Raw genomic sequence first — 21,160 nt, 5'->3', positions numbered from 1 at the left:
GCATGATCCGCTGTAGCGGGCGTTCATGGTCGTGCCGGCAGCCATGGGCAACCGCCAGTTCGGATCATGGTCCCTGCGGCTCTGGTTGATTCCCGTCGGGTCGGCCTGGTCACAGAACCCGCCGGTGGGCGCGCCGTTCCCGGCTCGGGCCTCCCGGCGCCCGGCCCGTTGTCGGCCTCCCGGGTGTTCCCCCGGTTCCCGTCGACCCCTTCGGCGGTGGAGGTGGCTGGGTTGGGTCAACTACCGAATTCCGTGGTCGCGTGGACAGCCGTCCCCGACGCGGGGGCACGGCGGTCGGGGACGAGACCGCCGCAGTTGGGTGCCACGCAACCTGCTGTGGTCCCGACCCTCACACTCCAGCCCATCCGCGCACGGTCAGGCCGGACCAGCCCAGGGACGAGGCGTCCGCTGATCACGGACGGACCGTCAGGGGTGGTTGGGGTGGGAACGGGACCACAGCCGGTTGCGTGGCACCCAGGCCAGGTGTTCGTCGGGAACCGCCGTGCCCCCAAGTCGGGGACGGCCGCCAGAGCAACCACAGAATTCGGTAGTGAACCCAAGCCAGTCGCCGCGGTAGGTGCGGGGCGAGGCGAACCGGATCGACCCCACCAGCAGCCGTGGGCGGACAGGTGAGGCCGGGAGGCCCGAGCCGGGAACGGCGCGCCCACCGGAACGGTTCCCACCAGGACGGCACCACAACGGCACCGCGCCGCGTTCCGCGGAACGTCGCCGGCCACCGTGCACACCTTCCCGCCACGACACACACTGCCGGCCATGTGCACCGACACCACACGATGTGCACGCCCACCGGCTGCCTGCGAGATGGCCATCAGCGCCCCTGCGAGGGCGATCGCCTGCGCGATGTCCGCCCCGTGCCGCGCCACCATCGCTTCAGCGCCTGCTCGCGTTCGGAACTACTGGTGCAGTGCTGCTCGAGCCGACCTCGCCCGTCGCCCTCGACCGGCTCGAAGGCAACGACGTCCGCTACCGCTTCGTGCTCGGCATGTCCGACCTGTCCTGATCTCTCACGGCGCCAACGGCTCTCCTCAGGAAGGCGAGGCCGTCCGTGGCGAGCTCGTCCTGCGTGGGGGCCAAGGGGCGCCAGATCGAAGCGGCCGTCGCGATCGTGACGTTGTCCGAGGTGAACGACTCGATGCAGATCGGCCCGGCGTACACCGCGTCGTCGAGCGCGGCGAGGAAGCCGGGCCAGTCGATGTGGTCGGCGCCGGGCGTGCCGCGGTCGTTGCCGCACACCTGGACGTGCACGATCCGCCCGGCGGCCCGGCGGGTCGCGGCCGCCGGGTCGCGCTCCTCGATGTTGAGGTGGTAGGTGTCCAGCGCGAGCCCGATCTGCTCCGCCGGCAGCCCGTCGAGGGCCTCGAGGGTCTGGTCGACGGTGTTGAGCAGGCTGGTCTCGTACCGGTTGAGCGGCTCCACCCCGATCCGCACACCCACCTGCGCCGCGTGCTCGACCACGGGCGCCAGGTTCTCCCGCAGCTGCGAGTAGGCCGCAGAGCGCTCGGTGGGCGACATCCGCCACGTGCGGCCCACGGAGGCGTAGGCGGGCCCGGCGATCGCGGAGGCACCGACCGTCGCGGCGGCGTCGAGCACCCCGCGCAGGTAGTCCTGCGTGGCACGAACGGTGGCCGCGTCGGCGTCCACCAGCTCCCGCCCCGGCGGCATGACCAGGCAGACGCTCGCGCCCAGCCCGAGATCGCCGAGCACCGTCGCGGTGCGGACGGGGTCCCAGTCGCCGAGCTGCTCCACGGGCAGCTCGAGCACGTCGAAACCCCATGCCGCCACGCGCGGGGCGAGCGCGGCCACCACCGCGTCGTCGCAGGGCGACGCCCATACCCAGGTGCTGACGCCGATGCGCACGCTCACGCGCCCCAGCGAGCCGGGAAGTCGGGCATCTGCTGACAGCCGCAGAGCGCGTAGTGCAGCGGCGGGAGCCCCGGCTGCAGGTACTGGGAGAGGTTCTCGCCGTTGATGGTCGGCTGCGGCAGGATCCACTCGCTCGGCACCTGCTCGCCCCGCAGGACCTGCAGAGCCGCGACGACCGCGGTGCGCCACTGGAACGTCGGGTACGTCGGCGCCTGCGCCGTCAGGCCCTCGGCCTGCCACTTCTCCAGGAACTGCTGCTGGTCCTCACCACTGATCGCGGGGAGCGGCTGCCCGGCGTCCTCGAACGCCTCCAGCGCGGCGACGCCCGCGGTGCCGTCGTCCATCCAGATCCCGTTGATCTGGCCCTCGCGCTGCAGGTAGTCCGACACGATGCTCTTGGCGGTCGCCGTGTCGTTCTCGGTGAACTCCACGCCGACGACGTTCACGCCACGCGCGGCGAAGATCCGCTCGGCCGCAGCCCAGCGGTGCTCCAGCACGTCGACGCCGGGCAGCACGCGCAGCGCGAGCACCTTCCCGCCCTGGCCGACCTCGCCGGCCAGGAACTCGGCCGCGGTGGCGCCGAACGCGTAGCCGCCGACGGGGTGGATGAAGGTGACCGGGCAGTCCGTGTCGACGCCCCGGTCGAACACGATCACCGGCACCTGGCCGCACGCCGCCTCGACGGCGGGGGTCAGCGTGGCGGTGGTGTTCGGGGAGACGATGAGCGCGTCGCAGTCGCCGCCCACGAGCTGCTGGATGTCGGAGATCTGCTTGTCGTCGCTCGCGCCCGCGTCGAGCGCGGTGAAGTTCGCGATCTCGTCGCGGTGCAGGTCGACCTCCGCCTGCATGGTGGTCCATCCGACCTGCCGCCACGGGTTGTCGACCGAGGCGTTGGAGAAGCAGACGTGGTGCGGCCCCTGTGTGGCGTACCGCGCGGTGTCCCGCATCTCGGGCTCGAGCATCTGCATCCACGGCTGGTCGGCCGGACCCTGCGCGGTCTGGTCGCGCAGGGCCAGCTGTCTGTCGTGCTCGGCCTGGTCGAAGAACTCGCTCCCGGCCGCGGGCGCCGACGTCGCGGGAGCCCCCGTCGGCGCCGCCGCGCCACCCGGTGGGACGTCACTGGTACAGGCCGCGGCGAGCAGGAGCACCGCTCCTGCCGCTGCCGTCGCGAGCATCCTCGATCGCTTCATGGGACGGACCCTTCGTCAGGCGGGTTGAGGGGACGGATCGGGAACTGCAGGCGGGCGGCGCGTGCGCCCCACCCGCCGCGCCGCGTACGCGACGGCGGCGATGATGATCACGCCCTGCACCGTGGACTCCAGCGCACCGGAGACCCCGAGCAGGTTGAGCAGGGTGAAGAGCGCTTCGAGCACGAGCGCGCCGGCCAGCGCCGCGAGCACGCTGCCGCGGCCGCCGCCGAGCACGACCCCGCCGAGCACGACAGCGGTGATCGCGGAGAACTCGAGGCCCTCGCCGACCTGGGCGGAGACGCCTGCGAAACCGCCGAGCAGGATCGCCGCGAGCGTCGCCGCCAGCGCGGACAGCACGAACGCCGTGGTGCGCACCCGGGCGACGGGTACGCCGGCGAGGGCGGTCGCCCGGTCGTTGTCGCCGGTGGCGACCAGCGTGTGCCCCCACGCCGAGCGCATGAGCGCGACGGCTCCGGCCGCCACGGCGACCAGGATCAGCGCCGACCACGGCACCTGGCCGAACCCGGGGATCTCGATGCCCTGCCGGCCGGGCACGCGGAATGCCGCGGAGAGCGACCCGCGCGGGGCGCCGCCCGTCCACAGGAACACCGCGCCGGAGAGCACGAGCAGCATGCCGAGCGTGGTGACGAACGACGGCACGTACAGCCGGGTGGTGATCAGGCCGTTGAGGAGCCCGATCAGCAGGCCCAGCGCCACGAGCAGTGCGATCACCGGCAGCGTCGCCGACTCGTCGCCGTCGATGAGCCGGGCCGCGACGACCACCTGCACGGTGACCAGCGAGCCGACCGACAGGTCGAACTCGCCGGAGACGATCACGAAGTACTGCCCGACGGCGAGGATCGCGAGCGGGGCGGCACGCTTGAGGTAGGCGAGCAGCGACGCGGGTTCGATGAAGTTCGGGTTGACGACCGCGATCGCCACGAGCAGGACCAGCAACACGGCGAACACCGGCGCCACCGCGCCCCCGCGGCTCAGGAGCGCTCTCATCGCGGCACCCGCACGGCACGCTGCGCCCTGGCCCGCAGCTGTCGCCGCGCGTACACCGCAACGGCCAGGATGATCACGGCCCCGCGCACGACGTCCTTGAAGAAGGCATCGAGGACGAGCTGGTCGAACAGGTTGTCGAGCACCGCGAGCAGCAGCACACCGGCGACCGTGCCGCCCACCCCGCCGCGCCCGCCTGCGAGCACCGTGCCGCCGAGCACCACCGCGGCGATCGACTCCAGGTCGTAGCCGCCATCGGTGCCGACGTACGGCGCGCCCGCACCGAGCCGGCTTGCCAGGTACAGCCCGGCCAGCCCGGCGCACAGCGAGCAGAGCACGTGCGCGAGCACGGTGGTGCGGGAGGTCGGCACCCCCGAGACCCGGGCGACCTCGACGTTCCCGCCGACGGCGTACACGTGGTGTCCGAGGCGCGTGCGCTGCAGGAACAGTGCGGCCGCCCCCGCCACCGCGAGCATCAGGAGCACGGAGACCGGGATCGGGCCGATCCGGTCGTAACCGAGCCGCTGGAACAGCACCGGGACGGACCCGGCCGGTCCTTGGTAGCGGCTCTCCAGGATCCCCTTGATCACGAGCCCGACGCCGAGGGTCGCGATGAACGCGTTGACGTGCAGCTTGGTGATCACCAGCCCGTTCACGAGCCCGACCAGCGCGGACGCGGCCAGCACCGCGAGCACGCCCGGCACGATCATCGCCGGGTCGCCCGCCATGACCTCGGCGGCGATCAGCGAGGACAGCCCGATCAGGTAGGCCACCGACAGGTCCAGCGACCCGGCGAGGATCGCGATCGTCTGCCCGACGGCGACGATCCCCAGCGCGCTGGAGCGGGAGAGCATGTTCAGCACGTTGGCCTGGGTGAGGTAGTCGCCGCCGCGTGCGCTGACGATCGCGGCCGCGAGCAGCACCACCAACCCGAGCGCCACCCAGGTCCCCGCCGCGGGCCCGGCCGCGATCCGCGGCAACCACCGCGCCCGCCCCACGAGCGCCGTCACCGGGGCACCTCGGCGCGCACGGGTCCGCCGGTGGCCAAGGCCATCACGTCCTCCTCCGATGCACCGGCCGGCAGCTCACCGGCGAGCCTGCCCTCGTGCAGCACGCATATCCGGTCGCTCATCCCGATCAGCTCCGGCAGCTCCGAGCAGACCAGGAGCACCGCCATCCCGGCCGCGGCCTGTTCCCGCACGAGCTCGTGCACGGCGGCCTTCGCGCCGACGTCGATGCCGCGGGTCGGCTCGTCCAGCAGCAGCACCCGCGGGTCGACGGCGAGCCACTTCGCGAGCACGACCTTCTGCTGGTTGCCACCGGACAGGAACCGCACTTCCTGGTCCTCGCCCGCAGACCGCAGCCCGACGGCCGCGAGCACGTCCCGGGTGCGCACCGCGCCGGCGCGGGCGCGGCGCGGGAAGACCGCCCGCAGCACGAGCAGCGCGTTCTCCTGCACCGAGCGGGCCAGCGCCAGCCCTTCGGCCTTGCGGTCCTCCGTGACCATGGCGACGCCCGCGGTGATCGCGCGGCGGGGCGAGGTCAGGCGCACCGGTTCGCCGTCGAGCCGTACCTCGCCCGCCGTGAACGGGTCGGCCCCGAAGATCGCGCGCAGCAACTCGGTGCGGCCAGAGCCCTGCAGGCCTGCCACGCCGACCACCTCGCCGGCGCGCACCGCCAGGTCGATCCCCCTGAGCGCGGGCGCCGTCCCGCCGCGCACCTCCAGCCGGACGTCGCCGAAATCCCCGCCGCGAGGTGGGTAGTAGGCGTCGAGCGGCCGGCCGACCATGAGCCGCACCAGCGTGGGCGGGTCGAGCTCGGCGGTGGGCACGGTCGTGACCCGCGCTCCGTCCTTGAGCACGGTGACCCGGTCGGCGAGCGCGAAGATCTCGGGCATCCGGTGCGACACGTACAGCACGGCGATCCCGCGCGCGGTTAGCCGCCGCACGAGGTCGAAGAGCAACCCGACCTCGTGGTCGGCGAGCGCGGCCGTCGGCTCGTCCATCGCGACGATCCGGGCGTCGGTGGCCAGCGCCTTGACGATCTCGACCACCTGCTGCTGGGCCACCGACAGCCGGCTCACGACCGCGTCCGGCCCGAACCCGGTCTCGCCGATCTCGGCGAGCAGCGCGGCGGTGGCACGCCCCATGGCGGCGGTGTCGACCAGGCCGCGCCGCACCGGCTCGCGGCCGAGGAACACGTTCTGGGCGACGGTGCGCTCGGGCAGGAGGGTGAACTCCTGGTGGATGATCGCGATCCCGGCCTCATGGGCCTGGCGCGGGTTCGCGAACGTGCGTACCTCGCCATCGATCGCGATCGTGCCCGCATCCGGCGCGTGGACTCCGGAGAGCACCTTGAGCAGGGTCGACTTGCCCGCCCCGTTCTCCCCCACCAGCGCGTGCACCTCGCCGGGACGCAGGTCCAGGTCGACGCCCTGCAGCACGCCCACGCCGAGGAACGACTTGCTGATGCCCGCCATCTCCAGCGTTCCGCCGGCCCTCGCCGTGACGTGGCTCACTAGGCGAAAGCTAGCGCCACTTCTGTCGATGCACAATCAAAAGCTTCGACTCCGTCGACGATGTTGCGTCATCCGGCCGGAAGAAAGTGTGCTTGACTAAGCACATGGGAGAGCCCGCCGGGGCCGTCGCGGCTCCACCCACCGGGTCCGTCGCCGGTGCAGGCGAGCTGTTCCAGCTGCTTCGAGACGGGCGCGCCCGCACGCGCGCCGAGCTGGCTGCGAGCACCGGGCTGGCCCGGTCCACGATCGCCGCGCGGGTCGATGCGCTGCTGGCCAGCGGCCTGGTCGGGCACGCCGGGGAGGCCACGTCCACCGGCGGCAGGCCGCCGACGCGCTTCCGGTTCGACCCGGGGGTGCGCGTCGTGCTCGGCGCCGACCTCGGAGCCACCCACGCCAGGCTCGCCGTGACCGACCTCGCCGGGTCGGTGCTCGCCGAGGTGAACGAGGACCTCGACATCGCCCTCGGCCCGGACGTGGTGCTCGACCGCGTCGTCGCACGGGCCCGCGAACTGCTGGCGCCGTGGGAGCCGAAGCTCCTCGCGGGCATCGGCGTCGGGCTGCCCGGCCCGGTTGAGCACTCCACGGGCCGACCGGTCAACCCGCCGATCATGCCCGGCTGGGACGGCTTCGACGTGCCCGCCCGGCTCACCGCCGAGCTGGGCGCGCCGACCCTCGTCGACAACGACGTCAACGTCATGGCACTGGGCGAGCACTTCGCGCACTGGCCGGGCACGGCGCACCTCATGCTGGTCAAGGTCGCCACCGGCATCGGCAGCGGCATCATCAGCGACGGCGCGCTGCGTCGCGGTGCCCAGGGCGCCGCGGGCGACCTCGGGCACGTCGCCGTGCCCGGCGGAGGCGACGCGCCGTGCCGCTGCGGGAACACCGGGTGCCTCGAGGCCATCGCGTCGGGTGGCGCGCTGGCCGCTGCGCTGCGAGCCCGCGGTCACGACACGAGGTCCAGCCGCGACGTCGTCGCGCTGGCCAGATCCGGCTCCGTGGAGGCCGTGCAGCTGGTGCGGGCAGCCGGCCGCGACATCGGCGAGGTGCTGTCGACGGCCGTCAGCCTGCTCAACCCGTCGGTGATCGTGATCGGCGGCGCACTCGCCGCAGCGGGCGAGCACCTGCTGGCCGGCGTGCGCGAGGTCGTCTACCGCCGCTCCCTGCCGCTGGCCACCCAGCACCTGCGGATCGTGCCCAGCCGGTCCGGCGAACGGGCCGGGGTGATCGGGGCGGCGGTCATGGTCGTCGAGCGCGTGCTCTCCCCCGCCCAGGTGGACGACCTCGTCGCCGCTCGGCGCTGACACCGGCAGCGCTGCTGCCACCCGACCGGCGGGCAAGATACCCGGAGAGGTCCTGCGGAGGATCTCCACCGCGCTGCCGCCGCCCACGGGCAGCAGCGACAACTCGACGGGGCGAGACCACCTCATGCTGCTCACCGGATCCGATGCCCTGCTGGGCCAGACCGAGCGTTGGTTCGTCCGGCGCGGGATGCCCACGATGATCGAGGGCTACCGCTTCGTCCAGCACGTGCTGCCGCGGATGCTGCCGGCTCTGGCCTTCGTCGCGCTGGCCAGCCTGGCGTGGCTCGTTCCGCTCAGGACCGCGGGCTCGGGGCGCTGGCTCCTGCTCGTGCTCGTGCTGACGCTGTCGGTGTGGGCGACGATCTCGGTGTTCGTCCGGCGGTTGCCCCGCTTCTCGCCCGCCGCCACGGTCGTGATCCTCGCCGCGTACGCCGCGGCACCGATCGCGGTACCCCTGCTCCAGCTCGCCGTCGACGACGACATCACGCCGCCCCTCGGCAACGTCGTCGGCCCCATGGGGTTCGTCGTCTTCTTCGCCGCCGCCTTTGCAGCCACCTCCCTGGCCACCACCTACGGCTTCGGCACCTTGCTCCGCGACGCGATCCGGCATGCCCTCCACGACCTGCGCAACAGCGTGCACCTGCTGGGGCGGGCGCTGCCCGCCATGCTGTTCGTCACGCTCTTCCTCTTCTTCACCGGTGAGCTGTGGCAGGCGATGAACAGGCTGACGTGGTGGCGGCTCGCGCTGGTCGTGGGGTTGTTCGCCCTGGTCACGGTGCTAGCGGCCGCCGCACGCCTGCGCGATGAGATCGGCCGGGTCGAGCAGGACCTCAGCCCGCCCCTGCTGTCGGCGGCCTGCGAGGGGACGCCCCTGGCTCGCGTTCCGATCGACGAGCTGATGCGCGACCGCAGGCTCCGGGCGAAGCCGCTCGACGGGCGCCAGTCCCGCAATCTGCTCCTGATGCTCGCCACCCGTCAGCTCGTGCAGGCGGTGGTGGTCGGTCTGGCCCTGTTCGCGTTCTTCATCGTCCTGGGACTGATCGTGGTCACCCCGGAGACCGCTGAGCAGTGGATCGGCAGCCCGCCCGCGCCATCGGTCGTGCTGCCGACGATGCCTGTCGCGCTGTTGCGCAACGCCACGCTCTTCGCCGCGTTCGGCAGCATGTACTTCGCGATCACCTCGATGACCGATGCCGACCACCGCCAGCAGTTCTTGGCACCCGTCATCGACGACGTCGAGCGCACCCTTGCGGTGCGCGCCGTCTACCTGGCCGTGCGCGACGACTCGCAGACCTCGGCCCCGACCACACCGTCGGGCTGACGACCCGTTCCGGGGCCGTCCGGCTCCTCAGGACGCGATGACCTGGGGGGAGACTTCCTTCAGGTGCGCGTTGGCCCACCGCACGACCCGCAGCGTCTGCGGGTGGCAGGCCTACGACCCCGCGCCACGCCGGTCGGCCGTGCAGGGGGCGGTGGTGGCGCGGACGACCAGTCGGGGCGCGACGACCATCTCCCGTTCGGTGACCGGCGTCCCGTCCAGCCGGTCCACGGCGCGCGTGACGGCGAGCGTGGTGATCTGCTCGGTGTCCTGGGCGATCGTCGTCAGTTTGACGTGCGACAGGCGGGCGAGGCGGCTGTCGTCGTAGCCGACCACGCTGATGTCCCCGGGCACGGCCAGGCCTGCGCGCTGCAGCACGTCGAGCACGCCGAGGGCGCAGCGGTCGTTGAACACGGTCACGGCGGTGGGCCGCGGCTCGAGGTCGAGCAGGGCGCGGGCCGCCGCGGCACCGTCCTGCTCGGTGAGCCCGCCCGGCAGGAGCCGGATCTCGGCATCGAGGCCGTGGCGGCGCATGGCGTCGCGGTAACCACGGCGGCGCTCGGCCGCGCCCGGGGCCCGCCCGCCGTCGACGTGGGTGATCCGGCGGTGGCCGAGCGCGACGAGGTGGTCCACGGCCTGGTGCAGCCCCATGCCGTCGGCGGTGCGGACGACGTCGAGGGCGCGGTGGCGCGCCGCCCGGGCCACGACCACCACGGGCAGGCGGTCGGCGAGCTCGGCGAGCCGCGCAGTGGACGCGTGCGGGCCGAGCAGGACGAGCGCCTCGCAGCGGTCCTGCATCAGGCTCGCCACGGCGCGCCCCTCGTCGCGTTGCGGGGTGACGGCGCTCAGCGCGAGCTCGTAACCGGCGCGGTCGGCGGCGGTGTAGAGGCCGGTGACGAGGTCGCCGTGGAAGGCGTGGTGGACCCCGAACACGACGCCGAGCAGCCGGCTGCGGCTGCTGCGCAGCAACCGGGCCCGGGTGTCGGGGCGGTAGCCCAGCTCATCGGCGGCCTGCAGGACCCGTTGCCGGGACGCCGCGCTGGCACCCGGGGCGTCGCGGATCACGATCGAGACCAGCGCGACGGAGACCCCCGCCCGAGCGGCGACATCGGCGAGGGTGGGCCGCCGGGCGCGCTCTGTCACGTCCGCACCCTACCGATCTCCACCTAGAACGTTCTAGGCTCACCGCGTCTAGAACGTTCTAGGCTCGAGGAGGAGCGGATGGACGAGATCGGGGTGGCCCTGGTCGGGGCCGGTCGGATGGGGGCGTTCCACGGCAGTTCGCTGGCGCGTCGGATCCCGGGAGCGCGGCTCGTGGCCGTGGCGGACCCGGCGCCCGGGATCGCGGAGCGCCTCGGTGCGGACCGCGCCTACACCGACCCGGCGGAGGCGTTCGCGGACCCGGCCGTCGACGCGGTGGTGATCGCGGCGCCCGCCCGCTTCCACGCCGACCTGGTGGTGGCCGCAGCAAGGGCGGGCAAGGCCGTGTTCTGCGAGAAGCCGATGGCGCTCTCATTGGCCGACGCCGACCGGGCCATCGACGCCGCCCGCGCCGCAGGCGTCCTGCTGCAGATCGGGTTCAACCGGCGCTTCGCCCCGGACTGGCAGGCCGCCCGCGCGCTGCTCGACGACGGCCGGCTGGGCACCCCGCGCGTGCTGCGCTCGGTCACCCGCGACCCCGGCGGGTTCGACCCCTCCCGGGTGCCGCCGGACACGATCTTCAACGAGACCCTGATCCACGACTTCGACGCACTGCGGTTCCTCAACCCGGGCGCGGAGGCCGTCGAGGTGTACGCCACCGCGGACGCGCTGGTCGAGCCCGGGTGGCGTGAGCGCGGGCTCCTCGACACCGCCGTGGTCGTGGTGCGGTTCGCCAACGGCGCCACCGGTGTCGCCGAGGCGTGCTTCGAGGCCGCCTACGGCTACGACGTGCGCGGCGAGGTGTTCGGCTCCGGTGACATGGCCACCATGGGCGACGGCCGCCGCTCCGGGACGGTCTTCTCCGGCGCGGACGGCCGGATCGTGGAGACCGCACGCAGCGACCAGGAGCTCCTCGCCTCCGCCTACGTCGCGGAGCTCGCCGCGTTCGTCGCCGCCGTCCGCGACGGGACACCGGCGCCGGTGGGCGGGGAGGACGCCCGCGCGGCGCTGGCGATCGCGCTGGCCGCGGCCCAGTCGGTGCGCTCGGGGCGCCCGGTCCGGATCGAGGAGGTCGGGGGATGACGGGGTTCCGCCTCGCAGCGTCCGCCGAGATGCTGTTCCTCGACCTGCCGTTCGAGGAGCGCGTGCGCCGCATCGCCGACCTCGGGTTCGAGGTCGAGATCTGGGACTGGACGGCGAAGGACGTCGCCGCGCTCGCCGAGACGGGGGCGACGTTCTCCTCGATGACCGGGTACGTCCGGGGCACCCTCGCCGATCCTGACGGGGCCGAGGAGCTGCTGCGCACGGCGGAGGAGTCGCTCCGGGTCGCCGACGAGCTCGACTGCCCGCGCCTCAACGTGCACGGAACCGGCCTCGACGACCGCGGCCTGCCCGTGATGGCCTCGCAGGTCGTCACGCCGCAGATGTGGCTGACCGCCGCGCGGACGCTGACCAGCCTCGCCGAGCTCGGGGAGCGCGCCGGGCGCGTGTTCACCCTCGAGAACCTCAACACCGCGGTCGACCACCCCGGCGTGCCGTTCGCCAGTGCCGCCGACGCGCTCGCGCTCGTCGAGGCCGTCGACAGCCCGCACCTGCGGCTCAACCTCGACCTCTACCACGCCCAGATCGGCGAGGGGAACCTCGTCCAGCTCGTCGAGCGCGCGCTGCCGGTCGTCGGGGAGATCCAGGTCGCCGACGTCCCCGGCCGCTGCGAACCCGGCACCGGCGAGATCCACTACCCGGCGATCGCCGCAACCCTGCACCGCCTCGGCTACCCGGGGGTGGTCGGGCTCGAAGGTTGGGCGTCGGGCGACCCGGTCCGGGCTCTCGAACGGTTCCGCACCGCGTTCGCTCCCCCAGCAGGGACGTCGTCCACCTCCCTGCTCGAGGGGTGAACTCACGCACCTCTTCGGGACCGCGCGGCAACCTGCCGTTAACCTGAGCGCGAGATCGCTGTGCCCCGGGTGGTGCCGACCGTCCCGCACCCAGCCCCGACCCCGCTGACGACGACCGGTCGACGACACAGCACGTTCACCCGGAAGGTGAGACATGCGCTCGCGCGCTGCACGCTGCCGTCGCCACACCCGACCGACGCAGAACCCGGCCGGTGCCCGGTGACGCTCGCACTCGCGGGCGCCCGCGCCCTCTACCCCGCCGCACCCGCGCCGGCCCGCCGCACGCTGCTGGACGTGCTCGCCGAAACCGCCGCGAAGCACCCGGACGATGCCGCGGTCGACGCCGGCGGCACGGTGCTCACCTACCGCGCGCTGGCCGAGGAGGTGGACACCGTCCGGCGGCGCCTCGCCGATGCCGGCATCGGGGTCGGCGACCGCGTAGGCGTCCAGATCTCCTCCGGCACCGCCGAGCTGTACGTCGCGATCCTCGCGGTCCTCGCGGCGGGCGCGGCGTACGTCCCCGTCGACGCGGACGACCCCGACGAGCGGGCCGAGCTCGTGTTCGGCGAAGCAGGCGTGTGCGCCGTGCTCGGCGACAACGGATCGATGACGACCCACAGCCGGCCGATCGGCACCCCGGGCGCACCCGGGCCCGACGACGACGCGTGGATCATCTTCACCTCCGGCTCGACGGGCACCCCGAAGGGCGTCGCGGTCAGCCACGGCTCCGCAGCGGCCTTCGTCGACGCCGAGGCCCGCCTGTTCCTCGCCGAAGAGCCGATCGGGCCCGGTGACCGCGTGCTCGCGGGGCTGTCGGTCGCGTTCGACGCCTCCTGCGAGGAGATGTGGCTCGCTTGGCGGCACGGCGCGTGCCTGGTCCCGGCGCCGCGGGCGCTGGTGCGCACCGGGGTCGACCTCGGGCCGTGGCTGGAGGAGCAGCGGATCACGATCGTCTCCACCGTCCCGACGCTCGCCGCGCTGTGGCCGCCGGACGCGCTGGAGGACGTGCGGCTGCTGATCTTCGGCGGCGAGGCGTGCCCCCCGGAGCTGGCCGAGCGGGTCGCGGTCGAGGGCCGCGAGGTGTGGAACACCTACGGGCCGACCGAGGCCACCGTCGTCGCGTGCGCCGCGCAGCTCACCGGCGAGGGTCCGGTGCGGATCGGGCTGCCGCTCGACGGGTGGGCGCTCGCCGTCGTCGACGGCGCGGGTGAGCCGGTCGCGATGGGCGAGAGCGGCGAGCTGGTGATCGGCGGGGTCGGGCTCGCCCGCTACCTCGACACGGACAAGGACGCCGTGAAGTTCGCCCCGCTCCCCTCGCTGGGCTGGGAGCGCGCCTACCGCAGCGGCGACGTCGTGCGCGCCGAGGAGGCCGGGCTGCTGTTCCTCGGGCGCGCCGACGAGCAGGTCAAACTCGGTGGCCGGCGCATCGAGCTGGGCGAGGTCGACGCCGCGCTGCTCACGCTGCCCGGCGTGCGCGGCGCGGCGGCGGCCGTGCGCCGCACCCGGGCCGGCAACCAGGTGCTGGTGGGGTACGTGGTGCCGGAGGACGAGCTGGACACCGACGCCGCGGCGCTCCTGTTGCGCGAGCAGCTCCCCGCCGCGCTCGTGCCGCTCCTCGCGGTGGTCGACGACCTGCCGACGCGGACGTCGGGCAAGGTCGACCGGGACGCGCTGCCGTGGCCCCTGACATCGGAACTGGCGGCTGCGGGCGAGATCGACCCCGTCGCGGCGGGCCTGCTGACCTCGACGGAGGGCTGGCTGGCCGAGGGCTGGGCGGAGATCCTCGGCGTCCCGGTGACCGACCCGAAGGCCGACTTCTTCACCCACGGCGGCGGCAGCCTCACCGCGGCGCAGCTGGTGGCGCGGATCCGCACCCGGCACCCCCAGGTGTCGGTCAACGACATCTACCTGCACCCGAAGCTGGGCGCACTCGCGGGCCGGCTGGACGCACTGAGCTCGACCGCGACCAAGCGACGCGACGTCACGCCGACCCCGCGGCGCGCGGCTCTCGCACAGGCGTTGCTCATGGCGCCGATGGTGGCGCTGGTCGGCCTGCGCTGGGCCGCCCTCGCCGCGGCGATCTCGACGGTCGCCGCCGTCGCGGTTCCGTGGGCGCCGACCGTGCCCTGGTGGTCGCTCGCGGTCGCCTGGCTGGTGCTGTTCAGCCCGGCCGGGCGGATCGGGATCGCCGCGGGCGGTGCCCGGCTGCTCCTGCGCGGCGTGCGTCCCGGCAGCTACCCGCGCGGCGGCTCGGTGCACGTGCGGCTCTGGGCGGCCACCCGCCTCGCCGAGATGTCCGGTGCCACCGGCGTCTCCAGCGCGGCGTGGACCACCCGCTACGCCCGCGCGCTCGGAGCGCGGATCGGCAAGGACGTCGACCTGCACTCCGCCCCTCCCGTGACCGGGATGCTCAAGGTGGGGCGGGGCGCGGCCGTGGAACCGGAGGTCGACCTCGGCGGCTACTGGGTCGACGGCGACGTCGTGCACATCGGCAAGATCCGGATCGGCGCCGGGGCCACCATCGGTTCGCGCAGCACGCTGCTGCCGGGCGCGCGGATCGGGAAGGGCGCAGAGGTCGCGGCGGGGTCGACGGTGCGCGGCGCCGTCCCCGCCGGTCAGCGCTGGGCGGGCTCGCCCGCGGAACGGGCCGGCAAGAGCGGCGTGCGCTGGCCGTCGACCCGGCCGGCGCGCTCGCGCACCTGGACCTTCGCCTACGGCGTCACGTCGATGCTGCTCGGGCTGCTCCCCGCGGTTGCGGCGCTGCCGGCGCTCGCGATCCTCGCGACCGGTGTCGTCGGCTCCGCGACCCCCGCGGACGCGATCCGCGGGGCGCTGCTCGTGGTCGCCCCGGCGACGCTCGCGTACCTGACGACCTACGCGGCGTTCGTCGTGGCCGGGGTGCGCCTGCTCGGCATCGGCATGACCGAGGGGTTCCACCCGGTGCACAGCCGTGCCGGCTGGCAGGTGTGGACCACCGAGCGGCTGATGGGGATGGCACGCACGGCCCTGTTCCCGCTGTACTCGAGCCAGTTCACGGCGACGTGGCTGCGGCTGCTCGGCGCGAAGGTCGGCCGTGACGTGGAGGCGTCGACGGTGATCGCGCTGCCGAAGATGACCACGGTCGCGGACGGCGCGTTCCTGGCCGACGACACCATGGTCGGCACGTACGAGCTCTCCGGCGGCTGGATGCACGTGGCGCCCTCGCGCGTCGGCAAGCAGGCGTTCCTCGGCAACTCCGGGATGACCGCACCGGGCCGCTCGGTGCCCGACCGCGGGCTCGTCGGCGTGCTCTCGGCGGCACCGCGCAAGGCGAAGAAGGGCTCCTCGTGGCTCGGCCTGCCGCCGATGCCGCTGCGAAGGGCCGTCGAGCGGGGCGACACGAGCCGCACGTTCCACCCGCCGCACAGGCTCAGGATCGCCCGCGGGCTGATCGAGCTGTGCCGGCTGGTGCCGGTGATCTGCTCCGCCGCCCTCGCCGTGCTCGTCACCGGGCAGCTCGTGGCCATCCACGCCGCCGCCGGGTCGGTGGTCGCCGCGCTGCTCGCCGGGCCGCTGCTGCTCGCCGCCGGCATCACGGCCGCCGGCCTGACGACGGTGGCGAAGTGGCTGCTCGTGGGCCGGTTCCGGCCGGTGGAGCACCCGCTGTGGAGCTCGTTCGTGTGGCGCAACGAGCTGGCCGACACGTTCGTCGAGGTACTGGCGGTGCCGTGGCTCGTCGGGCCCGCGAGCGGCACCCCGGTCCTCACGGCGTGGCTGGAGACGATGGGCGCGAGCATCGGACGCGGCGTGTGGCTGGAGTCGTACTGGCTGCCCGAGTCCGACCTGGTGCGGCTCGGCGACGGGGCCACCGTCAACCGCGGCTGCGTGGTGCAGACCCACCTGTTCCATGATCGGATCATGACCATGGACGTGGTGCGCGTCGACGAGGGCGCGACGCTCGGGCCCAACGGGATCATCCTCCCCGGTGCGGGCATCGGCGCGGGGACGACCGTGGGGCCGGGCTCGCTGGTCACGCGCGGCGACACGGTCCCCGCCGCGACCCGCTGGCTGGGCAACCCGATCACGACGTGGAGCTGAGTCGCAAGCCGACGACCGGCGCAGCCCGGTCGGGCGACCCGTACCTGCCGGCGCACGGCAACGGTGGGTACCGGGTCGAGCACTACGAGCTGGACATCGACTACAAGCTCGCGGCCAACCGCCTCACCGGACGGGCCGTGCTCACCGTCGTGCCCGAGCGGCCGCTGAGCCGCTTCAGCCTCGACCTCGCGGCGTTCCGCGTGCCGCGGGTGCTCGTCGACGGCAAGCCGGCGAAGTACACCCAGCGTTCCGGGAAGCTGCACGTCACGCCCGCGCGCCCGGTCGCCGACCGGTTCACCGTCGAGGTGCGCTACGTCGGCAGCCCGGCACCGGTCTCCAGCCGGTGGGGCGACGTCGGCTGGGACGAGCTGACCGACGGCGCGCTCGTCGCGAGCCAGCCCATCGGTGCGCCGTCGTGGTTCCCGTGCAACGACCACCCGTCGGACAAGGCGACCTACCGCATCACCGTGACCACGGCGGCGCCCTACACCGTCGCGGCCACCGGTGTGCTCGTCGCGCGGCGCCGCTCGGCCGGCACGAGGACCTGGGTGTACGAGCGGGTCGAGCCGACGGCGTCCTACCTGGTCAGCGTGCAGATCGGGCGGTACGACGAGGTCGTGCTCGCCGCCGGTCCGGTGCCACAGGTCGCGCTGGTCCCGGCCAGGCTGCGCAAGGACGCCGAGCGCGACCTCGGCCGGCATCCCGCGATCATGACCGCGTTGGAGGGCTTCTTCGGGCCGTACCCGTTCGCGAACTACCAGCTCGTCGTCACCGATGACGAGCTGGAGGACCCGATCGAGGCCCAGGGCATGTCGATCTTCGGGGCGAACCACGTCGACGGGCGGCGCACCCACGAGCGGCTCGTCGCGCACGAGCTGGCGCACCAGTGGTTCGGCAACAGCCTCACGATCGCCGACTGGAGTCACATCTGGCTCAACGAAGGCTTCGCGACGTACGCGGAGTGGCTGTGGTCGGAGGCCTCCGGTGGCCGCGGTGCCGCCGTGCACGCCCGCGAGTGGCACGCGCGCATGGCGGCGAAGCCTGCCGACCTCGTCCTGGCCGACCCGGGGCCGGCCCGGATCTTCGACGAACGGGTCTACAAGCGCGGCGCGCTGGTGCTGCACGCGCTGCGCGGTCGGATCGGCGACGAGCGGTTCTTCGCCCTGCTCCGGGGCTGGGCGGGGCGGCACCGGCACGCGACGGTGACCACCGCCGAGTTCGTCGCGCTGGCCGGACGGCACGCCGCCACGGATCTCTCGGCGTTCTTCACCGAGTGGCTGCACAAACCCGCGCTCCCCGACATCGCCGTCAAGGGCCGCTGAACCCGCCACCTGTCCTGCTCCGCCGGCATCGCCCGGCCGCGTCGGCTTGCCGTGGTTCATACCTTGTGCTTCTATGCATAACGGTCCGAGCCATAGGAGGCCACCGCCCGTGCAGATCGACAAGGACCTCGTCGCAGCGTCGGCGACACCGCTCGTGCTGGCGATCCTCGCCGACGGCGAGAGCTACGGCTACGCGATCCTGAAGCAGGTGCGCGAGCTCTCGGGGGGTGAGCTCGAATGGACCGACGGGATGCTCTATCCCCTGCTCCACCGCCTCTGCCGGCTCGGGTACGTGACGACGGAGTGGCGGACGCCGCCCGAAGGACGTCGCCGCAGGTACTACGCGATCACCGACGACGGCCGAGCCGCGCTCGCCGAGCAGCGACGGCAGTGGGTGACGGTCACCCGAGCCCTGGACCACGTCTGGCGCGGCCCGGGTGGGTTGATGCCGGCACTCGGTGAGGCCTGAGCCATGGATCACGTGGAGGAGCAGATCGCCGAGTGGCGGGCCTACGTCGCGAAGGCCCCGGCGGTCGAGGACCGCGACGTCGACGAGCTGGAGGCGCATCTCCGCGACCAGATCGCCGAGCTCGACGCGGCCAACCTCACGGCCGACGAGGCGTTCCTCGTCGCCGTGAAGCGGATGGGCGACCTCGACAGCCTCTCCCGCGAGTTCGCCCGGGAGCACAGCGATCGACTGTGGAAGCAGCTCGTCCTGAGCGGTGACGACGAACCGGTGCGCTCCTCGGGCGGGTGGCTCGAGGCGCTCGTTCCCGCGGTGGGCGCGGCGGTCGCGGTGCAGGTCGCGCGACTCGCAGCCGGGTTCCCCGCCGAGGAACCGGGCTGGCTCCTGCGCAACGTCGGCCTGCTCGTGCTGCCGTTCCTCGCCGGATACTTCCTCCGGAGGCGGCGGCTCGACACCCGGGCATGGCTGCTCACGGCCGTGCCGTTCGTGGTCGCGGCACTCGTGGTCAACCTCTACCCCTACCCCCCGGGCTCGGCCACGGAGCTGCTCGTCGCGCTCCACCTGCCCGTCGTGCTCTGGTTCGCGGTCGCCTACCCGTACATGGGCGGCACGATCCGATCGCACGAGCGCCGCATGGACTTCGTCCGCTTCACCGGCGAGTGGGCCATCTACTACGTGCTCATCGCGCTCGGGGGCGGTGTGCTGCTCCTGCTCACCGGCGCGATCCTCGATCCGATCGGCCTCGACGTCGATCGGATCGCCGAATGGGTGGTGCCGTCCGGCGCGGCCGGTGCCGTGATCGTGGCGTCCTGGCTCGTCGAGTCCAAGCAGCACGTGGTGGAGAACATGGCGCCGGTGCTCACGGTGCTCTTCACCCCGCTGTTCGCCGTGATGCTGACCGTCGCCGCGGTCACCTACGTCGTGTCCGGCGTAGCCGCAGCGTTCGACCGCGAGCTGCTCTCGGTCTTCGACGCCCTCATGGTGGTGGTGCTGGGACTCGTCCTCTACGCGATGTCGGCGCGAGACCCGTCCCGGCCGGCCGGACTGATGGATCGCATCCAACTGCTCGCCGTCGGAAGCGCCCTCCTGCTCGACGCCATGGTGCTCGGCTCGATGGTCGCTCGGATCGGCGAGCTCGGACTGACCCCGAACCGGGTGGCCGCGCTCGGCCTCAACCTCGTTCTCCTCGTGAACCTTGCGGAGGCCGCGCGGCTCTCGATCCGGTTCCACACGGGGCGGACCCACTTCCACCGCGTCGAGCGGTGGCAGACCCGGTACCTGCCCGTTTTCGCCATCTGGGCAGCTGCGGTCGTCGCGGTCCTCCCTCCGCTCTTCGCGTTCGCGTGAGTCCCGGCGCAGACATCCCGTAGCGGTCGGCACCTCGCCCCCGAGCCGGGCCGGCGCCCGCCGAGGCGCGGCCAGGGCGGCCCGACGCCGATGCTCCCGCCAGGTCCTCCACCCTCGGGTTGCAGATGCAACTGCCGATGCAGTTTCATATGCAATTGCGGCCGGTCGCGGTCGCGGAGATCTGGCAGTGCACGCTCCGAGGGGGACTACACGGGATGCGGGACTTCGTTGAGCCGTCGGTCGAGTTGGCGAGCTCGTCCGTGGATAGCGCGTCGCTGCGGTGGCGCAAGAGCGGGCACAGCAACCCGAACGGCTCGTGCGTGGAGCTCGCGCCAGTGGTCGGCGGCCGGGTCGCGATGCGCAACTCGCGGTTCCCGGAGGGGGATGTGCTCGTCCACACCGCAGGAGAGTTCGCGGCGTTCCTGCTCGGCGCGAAGCACGGCGAGTTCGACGACCTGGCCGAGGGCGGGCGCGCCGGACTTCCGTGAATCGGCGGTCGACCCGCCTCAATCGGAAAGAGGCTATGCCGGCTCCACGCGAAGGGAGATGACGCCTTCCCAATCCCCCGCTGCGTAAATTCGCGCCTTCACCGCTCGACGTCGTAGGCTGTGGAGCCGTTCCCCGCTGGCACAAAGCCCGCGGTACCGTGTGGCCTGATGCGCGAGATCCGCAGTCTTCTCGGGGGTGATGATGGCCGATGGCCAGGAGGACGACCTGCCTGAGGGCGGGTTCGCCGAGGTTCGGGGCGGTCCTACGGTCTTGCGCATCCTCGTCGGCGCGCAGCTTCGCCGACTTCGCGAAGCGAGCGGCATCAGCCGAGAGGAAGCCGCGTACGCCATCCGCGGTTCCGAAGCGAAGATGAGTCGTATCGAGTCGGGCCGGGTCGGGTTCAAGCCGCGAGATGTCGCCGACCTCCTGACCATGTACGGGCTCACCGAGGGGTCGGCCCGGGACGTGGTGCTGAGCCTGGCCGAGCAGGCCAACGAGCCGAGCTGGTGGCACCGGTACAGCGACACGATGCCCGACTGGTTCTCCACCTACGTCGGGCTGGAGCAGGCCGCCACGATCATTCGTACCTACGAGGCGCAGTACGTACCGGGTCTGCTGCAGACCGAGGCCTACGCCCACGCGGTGGTCAACCTCGGCGAGGCCGTTCGATCCGATGAGGTGAGCAAGCGCGTCGAGCTGCGGATGCACCGCCAGCAGTTGCTCCACCTGCCGAAACCCCCCGAGTACTGGGCGGTGATCGACGAGGCGGTGCTGCGCCGGAACCTGGGTGGCAGGAAGGCCATGCGCGAGCAGCTCGACCACATCCTCGAGGCCAGCAGGCTGCCGCACATCACGGTGCAGGTCGTGCCCTTCGACCGCAGTGACGTCGCAGCAGTCGGCGGCCCGTTCACCCTGCTGCGCTTCGCGGAGCCCGATCTCCCCGACATCGTCTACCTCGAACAGCTCAACAGCGCCCTTTACCTGAACAAGGACGTCGACGTGATGAACTACCTCCAGATCATGAACCGGCTGGCCGCCGGGGCTTTGACCCCCCAGCTGTCCACCGATCTGATCGCATCCGTACGCGACGCGCTCTGACGCTTCGGCAACGGTGGCGGTTCCCGGGACCGGGATCTGGTGCAAACACACGTCTGAGGGAAGCGGCACATCGAGCCTGCCAGGCTCTCGTCCGCTTCCCTCGGCCG

The 21,160-nt window shown here is 72.9% G+C and carries 16 protein-coding genes and 1 pseudogene; 10 read left to right on the top strand and 7 right to left on the bottom strand.

The annotated features are described in order from the left end of the window. Positions 1-984: 984 nt before the first annotated feature. The 6 genes and pseudogenes from FB388_RS04655 to FB388_RS41135 all read right to left on the bottom strand — a co-directional run. Entirely contained in the window at positions 985-1,884 is a 900-nt protein-coding gene (locus FB388_RS04655) for a sugar phosphate isomerase/epimerase family protein (protein ID WP_142097354.1), read from the bottom strand. Further along, positions 1,881-3,074 (bottom strand): substrate-binding domain-containing protein, encoded by a 1,194-nt coding sequence (locus FB388_RS04650; protein WP_142097352.1) that lies wholly within the window; start codon positions 3,072-3,074, stop codon positions 1,881-1,883. Before FB388_RS04650 ends, FB388_RS04655 begins: the two co-directional genes overlap by 4 nt. Positions 3,075-3,089: 15 nt before the next feature. Then, the gene (locus FB388_RS04645) at positions 3,090-4,082 is read right to left on the bottom strand and encodes an ABC transporter permease (RefSeq protein ID WP_142097349.1); all 993 of its coding nucleotides are present in this window, start codon (positions 4,080-4,082) and stop codon (positions 3,090-3,092) included. Then, positions 4,079-5,089: an ABC transporter permease gene (locus FB388_RS04640; RefSeq protein WP_425468524.1), complete on the bottom strand. Its 1,011-nt coding sequence runs from the start codon at positions 5,087-5,089 to the stop codon at positions 4,079-4,081. The genes FB388_RS04645 and FB388_RS04640 overlap by 4 nt, the downstream gene beginning before the upstream one ends. After that, positions 5,086-6,084 carry a sugar ABC transporter ATP-binding protein gene (locus FB388_RS04635; protein ID WP_425468553.1) on the bottom strand — a complete coding sequence of 333 codons (999 nt, stop codon included), beginning with the start codon at positions 6,082-6,084 and terminating at the stop codon, positions 5,086-5,088. The genes FB388_RS04640 and FB388_RS04635 overlap by 4 nt, the downstream gene beginning before the upstream one ends. Before the next feature lie 42 nt (positions 6,085-6,126). Continuing rightward, positions 6,127-6,504: pseudogene (locus FB388_RS41135) on the bottom strand (ATP-binding cassette domain-containing protein); the annotation flags it as partial. A gap of 197 nt (positions 6,505-6,701) precedes the next feature. On the opposite strand from FB388_RS41135, the gene FB388_RS04630 reads away from it, so the two are divergent. Both FB388_RS04630 and FB388_RS04625 read left to right on the top strand, forming a co-directional pair. Next, a complete protein-coding gene (locus tag FB388_RS04630; protein ID WP_142097346.1) occupies positions 6,702-7,901 on the top strand; it encodes an ROK family transcriptional regulator in 1,200 nt (399 codons plus the stop codon). 124 nt (positions 7,902-8,025) lie between these two features. Further along, the gene (locus FB388_RS04625; protein WP_142097343.1) at positions 8,026-9,222 is read left to right on the top strand and encodes a hypothetical protein; all 1,197 of its coding nucleotides are present in this window, start codon (positions 8,026-8,028) and stop codon (positions 9,220-9,222) included. 111 nt (positions 9,223-9,333) lie between these two features. Here the strand turns inward: FB388_RS04625 and FB388_RS04620 are convergent, their stop codons facing one another. Next, positions 9,334-10,362: a LacI family DNA-binding transcriptional regulator gene (locus tag FB388_RS04620; protein ID WP_142097340.1), complete on the bottom strand. Its 1,029-nt coding sequence runs from the start codon at positions 10,360-10,362 to the stop codon at positions 9,334-9,336. 78 nt (positions 10,363-10,440) lie between these two features. Between FB388_RS04620 and FB388_RS04615 the strand changes: the two genes are divergently transcribed. The 8 genes from FB388_RS04615 to FB388_RS04580 all read left to right on the top strand — a co-directional run bounded on the left by FB388_RS04615 (position 10,441) and on the right by FB388_RS04580 (position 21,053). Then, complete coding sequence (locus tag FB388_RS04615; protein WP_142097332.1) at positions 10,441-11,442, top strand: Gfo/Idh/MocA family oxidoreductase; 1,002 nt, start codon at positions 10,441-10,443, stop codon at positions 11,440-11,442. Further along, positions 11,439-12,254, top strand: coding sequence for a TIM barrel protein (locus FB388_RS04610; protein WP_142097329.1), 816 nt, complete (start codon positions 11,439-11,441; stop codon positions 12,252-12,254). The genes FB388_RS04615 and FB388_RS04610 overlap by 4 nt, the downstream gene beginning before the upstream one ends. A 219-nt stretch (positions 12,255-12,473) precedes the next feature. Continuing rightward, a complete protein-coding gene (locus FB388_RS04605; RefSeq protein ID WP_246121607.1) occupies positions 12,474-16,331 on the top strand; it encodes a Pls/PosA family non-ribosomal peptide synthetase in 3,858 nt (1,285 codons plus the stop codon). Continuing rightward, a complete protein-coding gene (locus FB388_RS04600; RefSeq protein ID WP_142097326.1) occupies positions 16,322-17,653 on the top strand; it encodes a M1 family metallopeptidase in 1,332 nt (443 codons plus the stop codon). Before FB388_RS04605 ends, FB388_RS04600 begins: the two co-directional genes overlap by 10 nt. A 109-nt stretch (positions 17,654-17,762) precedes the next feature. Then, positions 17,763-18,122 carry a PadR family transcriptional regulator gene (locus FB388_RS04595; RefSeq protein ID WP_142097323.1) on the top strand — a complete coding sequence of 120 codons (360 nt, stop codon included), beginning with the start codon at positions 17,763-17,765 and terminating at the stop codon, positions 18,120-18,122. A gap of 3 nt (positions 18,123-18,125) precedes the next feature. Then, entirely contained in the window at positions 18,126-19,466 is a 1,341-nt protein-coding gene (locus FB388_RS04590; RefSeq protein WP_142097321.1) for a permease prefix domain 1-containing protein, read from the top strand. Positions 19,467-19,726: 260 nt separating this feature from the next. Then, a complete protein-coding gene (locus FB388_RS04585) occupies positions 19,727-19,954 on the top strand; it encodes a DUF397 domain-containing protein (protein ID WP_425468523.1) in 228 nt (75 codons plus the stop codon). 199 nt (positions 19,955-20,153) lie between these two features. Beyond that, positions 20,154-21,053 carry a helix-turn-helix domain-containing protein gene (locus FB388_RS04580; RefSeq protein WP_211361996.1) on the top strand — a complete coding sequence of 300 codons (900 nt, stop codon included), beginning with the start codon at positions 20,154-20,156 and terminating at the stop codon, positions 21,051-21,053. Positions 21,054-21,160 lie beyond the last annotated feature (107 nt).

Source organism: Pseudonocardia cypriaca (genome assembly GCF_006717045.1).
Classification (GTDB): Bacteria; Actinomycetota; Actinomycetes; order Mycobacteriales; family Pseudonocardiaceae; genus Pseudonocardia; species Pseudonocardia cypriaca.
This window is presented reverse-complemented; position numbering and strand designations above follow the sequence as displayed.

Coding starts and splice junctions, on each gene's coding strand:
- FB388_RS04630 (WP_142097346.1), top strand. CDS start 6,702: ATGGGAGAGCCCGCCGGGGCCGTCGCGGCTCCACCCACCGGGTCCGTC.
- FB388_RS04645 (WP_142097349.1), bottom strand. CDS start 4,082: ATGAGAGCGCTCCTGAGCCGCGGGGGCGCGGTGGCGCCGGTGTTCGCC.
- FB388_RS04590 (WP_142097321.1), top strand. CDS start 18,126: ATGGATCACGTGGAGGAGCAGATCGCCGAGTGGCGGGCCTACGTCGCG.
- FB388_RS04625 (WP_142097343.1), top strand. CDS start 8,026: ATGCTGCTCACCGGATCCGATGCCCTGCTGGGCCAGACCGAGCGTTGG.
- FB388_RS04615 (WP_142097332.1), top strand. CDS start 10,441: ATGGACGAGATCGGGGTGGCCCTGGTCGGGGCCGGTCGGATGGGGGCG.
- FB388_RS04580 (WP_211361996.1), top strand. CDS start 20,154: ATGATGGCCGATGGCCAGGAGGACGACCTGCCTGAGGGCGGGTTCGCC.
- FB388_RS04610 (WP_142097329.1), top strand. CDS start 11,439: ATGACGGGGTTCCGCCTCGCAGCGTCCGCCGAGATGCTGTTCCTCGAC.
- FB388_RS04635 (WP_425468553.1), bottom strand. CDS start 6,084: ATGGACGAGCCGACGGCCGCGCTCGCCGACCACGAGGTCGGGTTGCTC.
- FB388_RS04650 (WP_142097352.1), bottom strand. CDS start 3,074: ATGAAGCGATCGAGGATGCTCGCGACGGCAGCGGCAGGAGCGGTGCTC.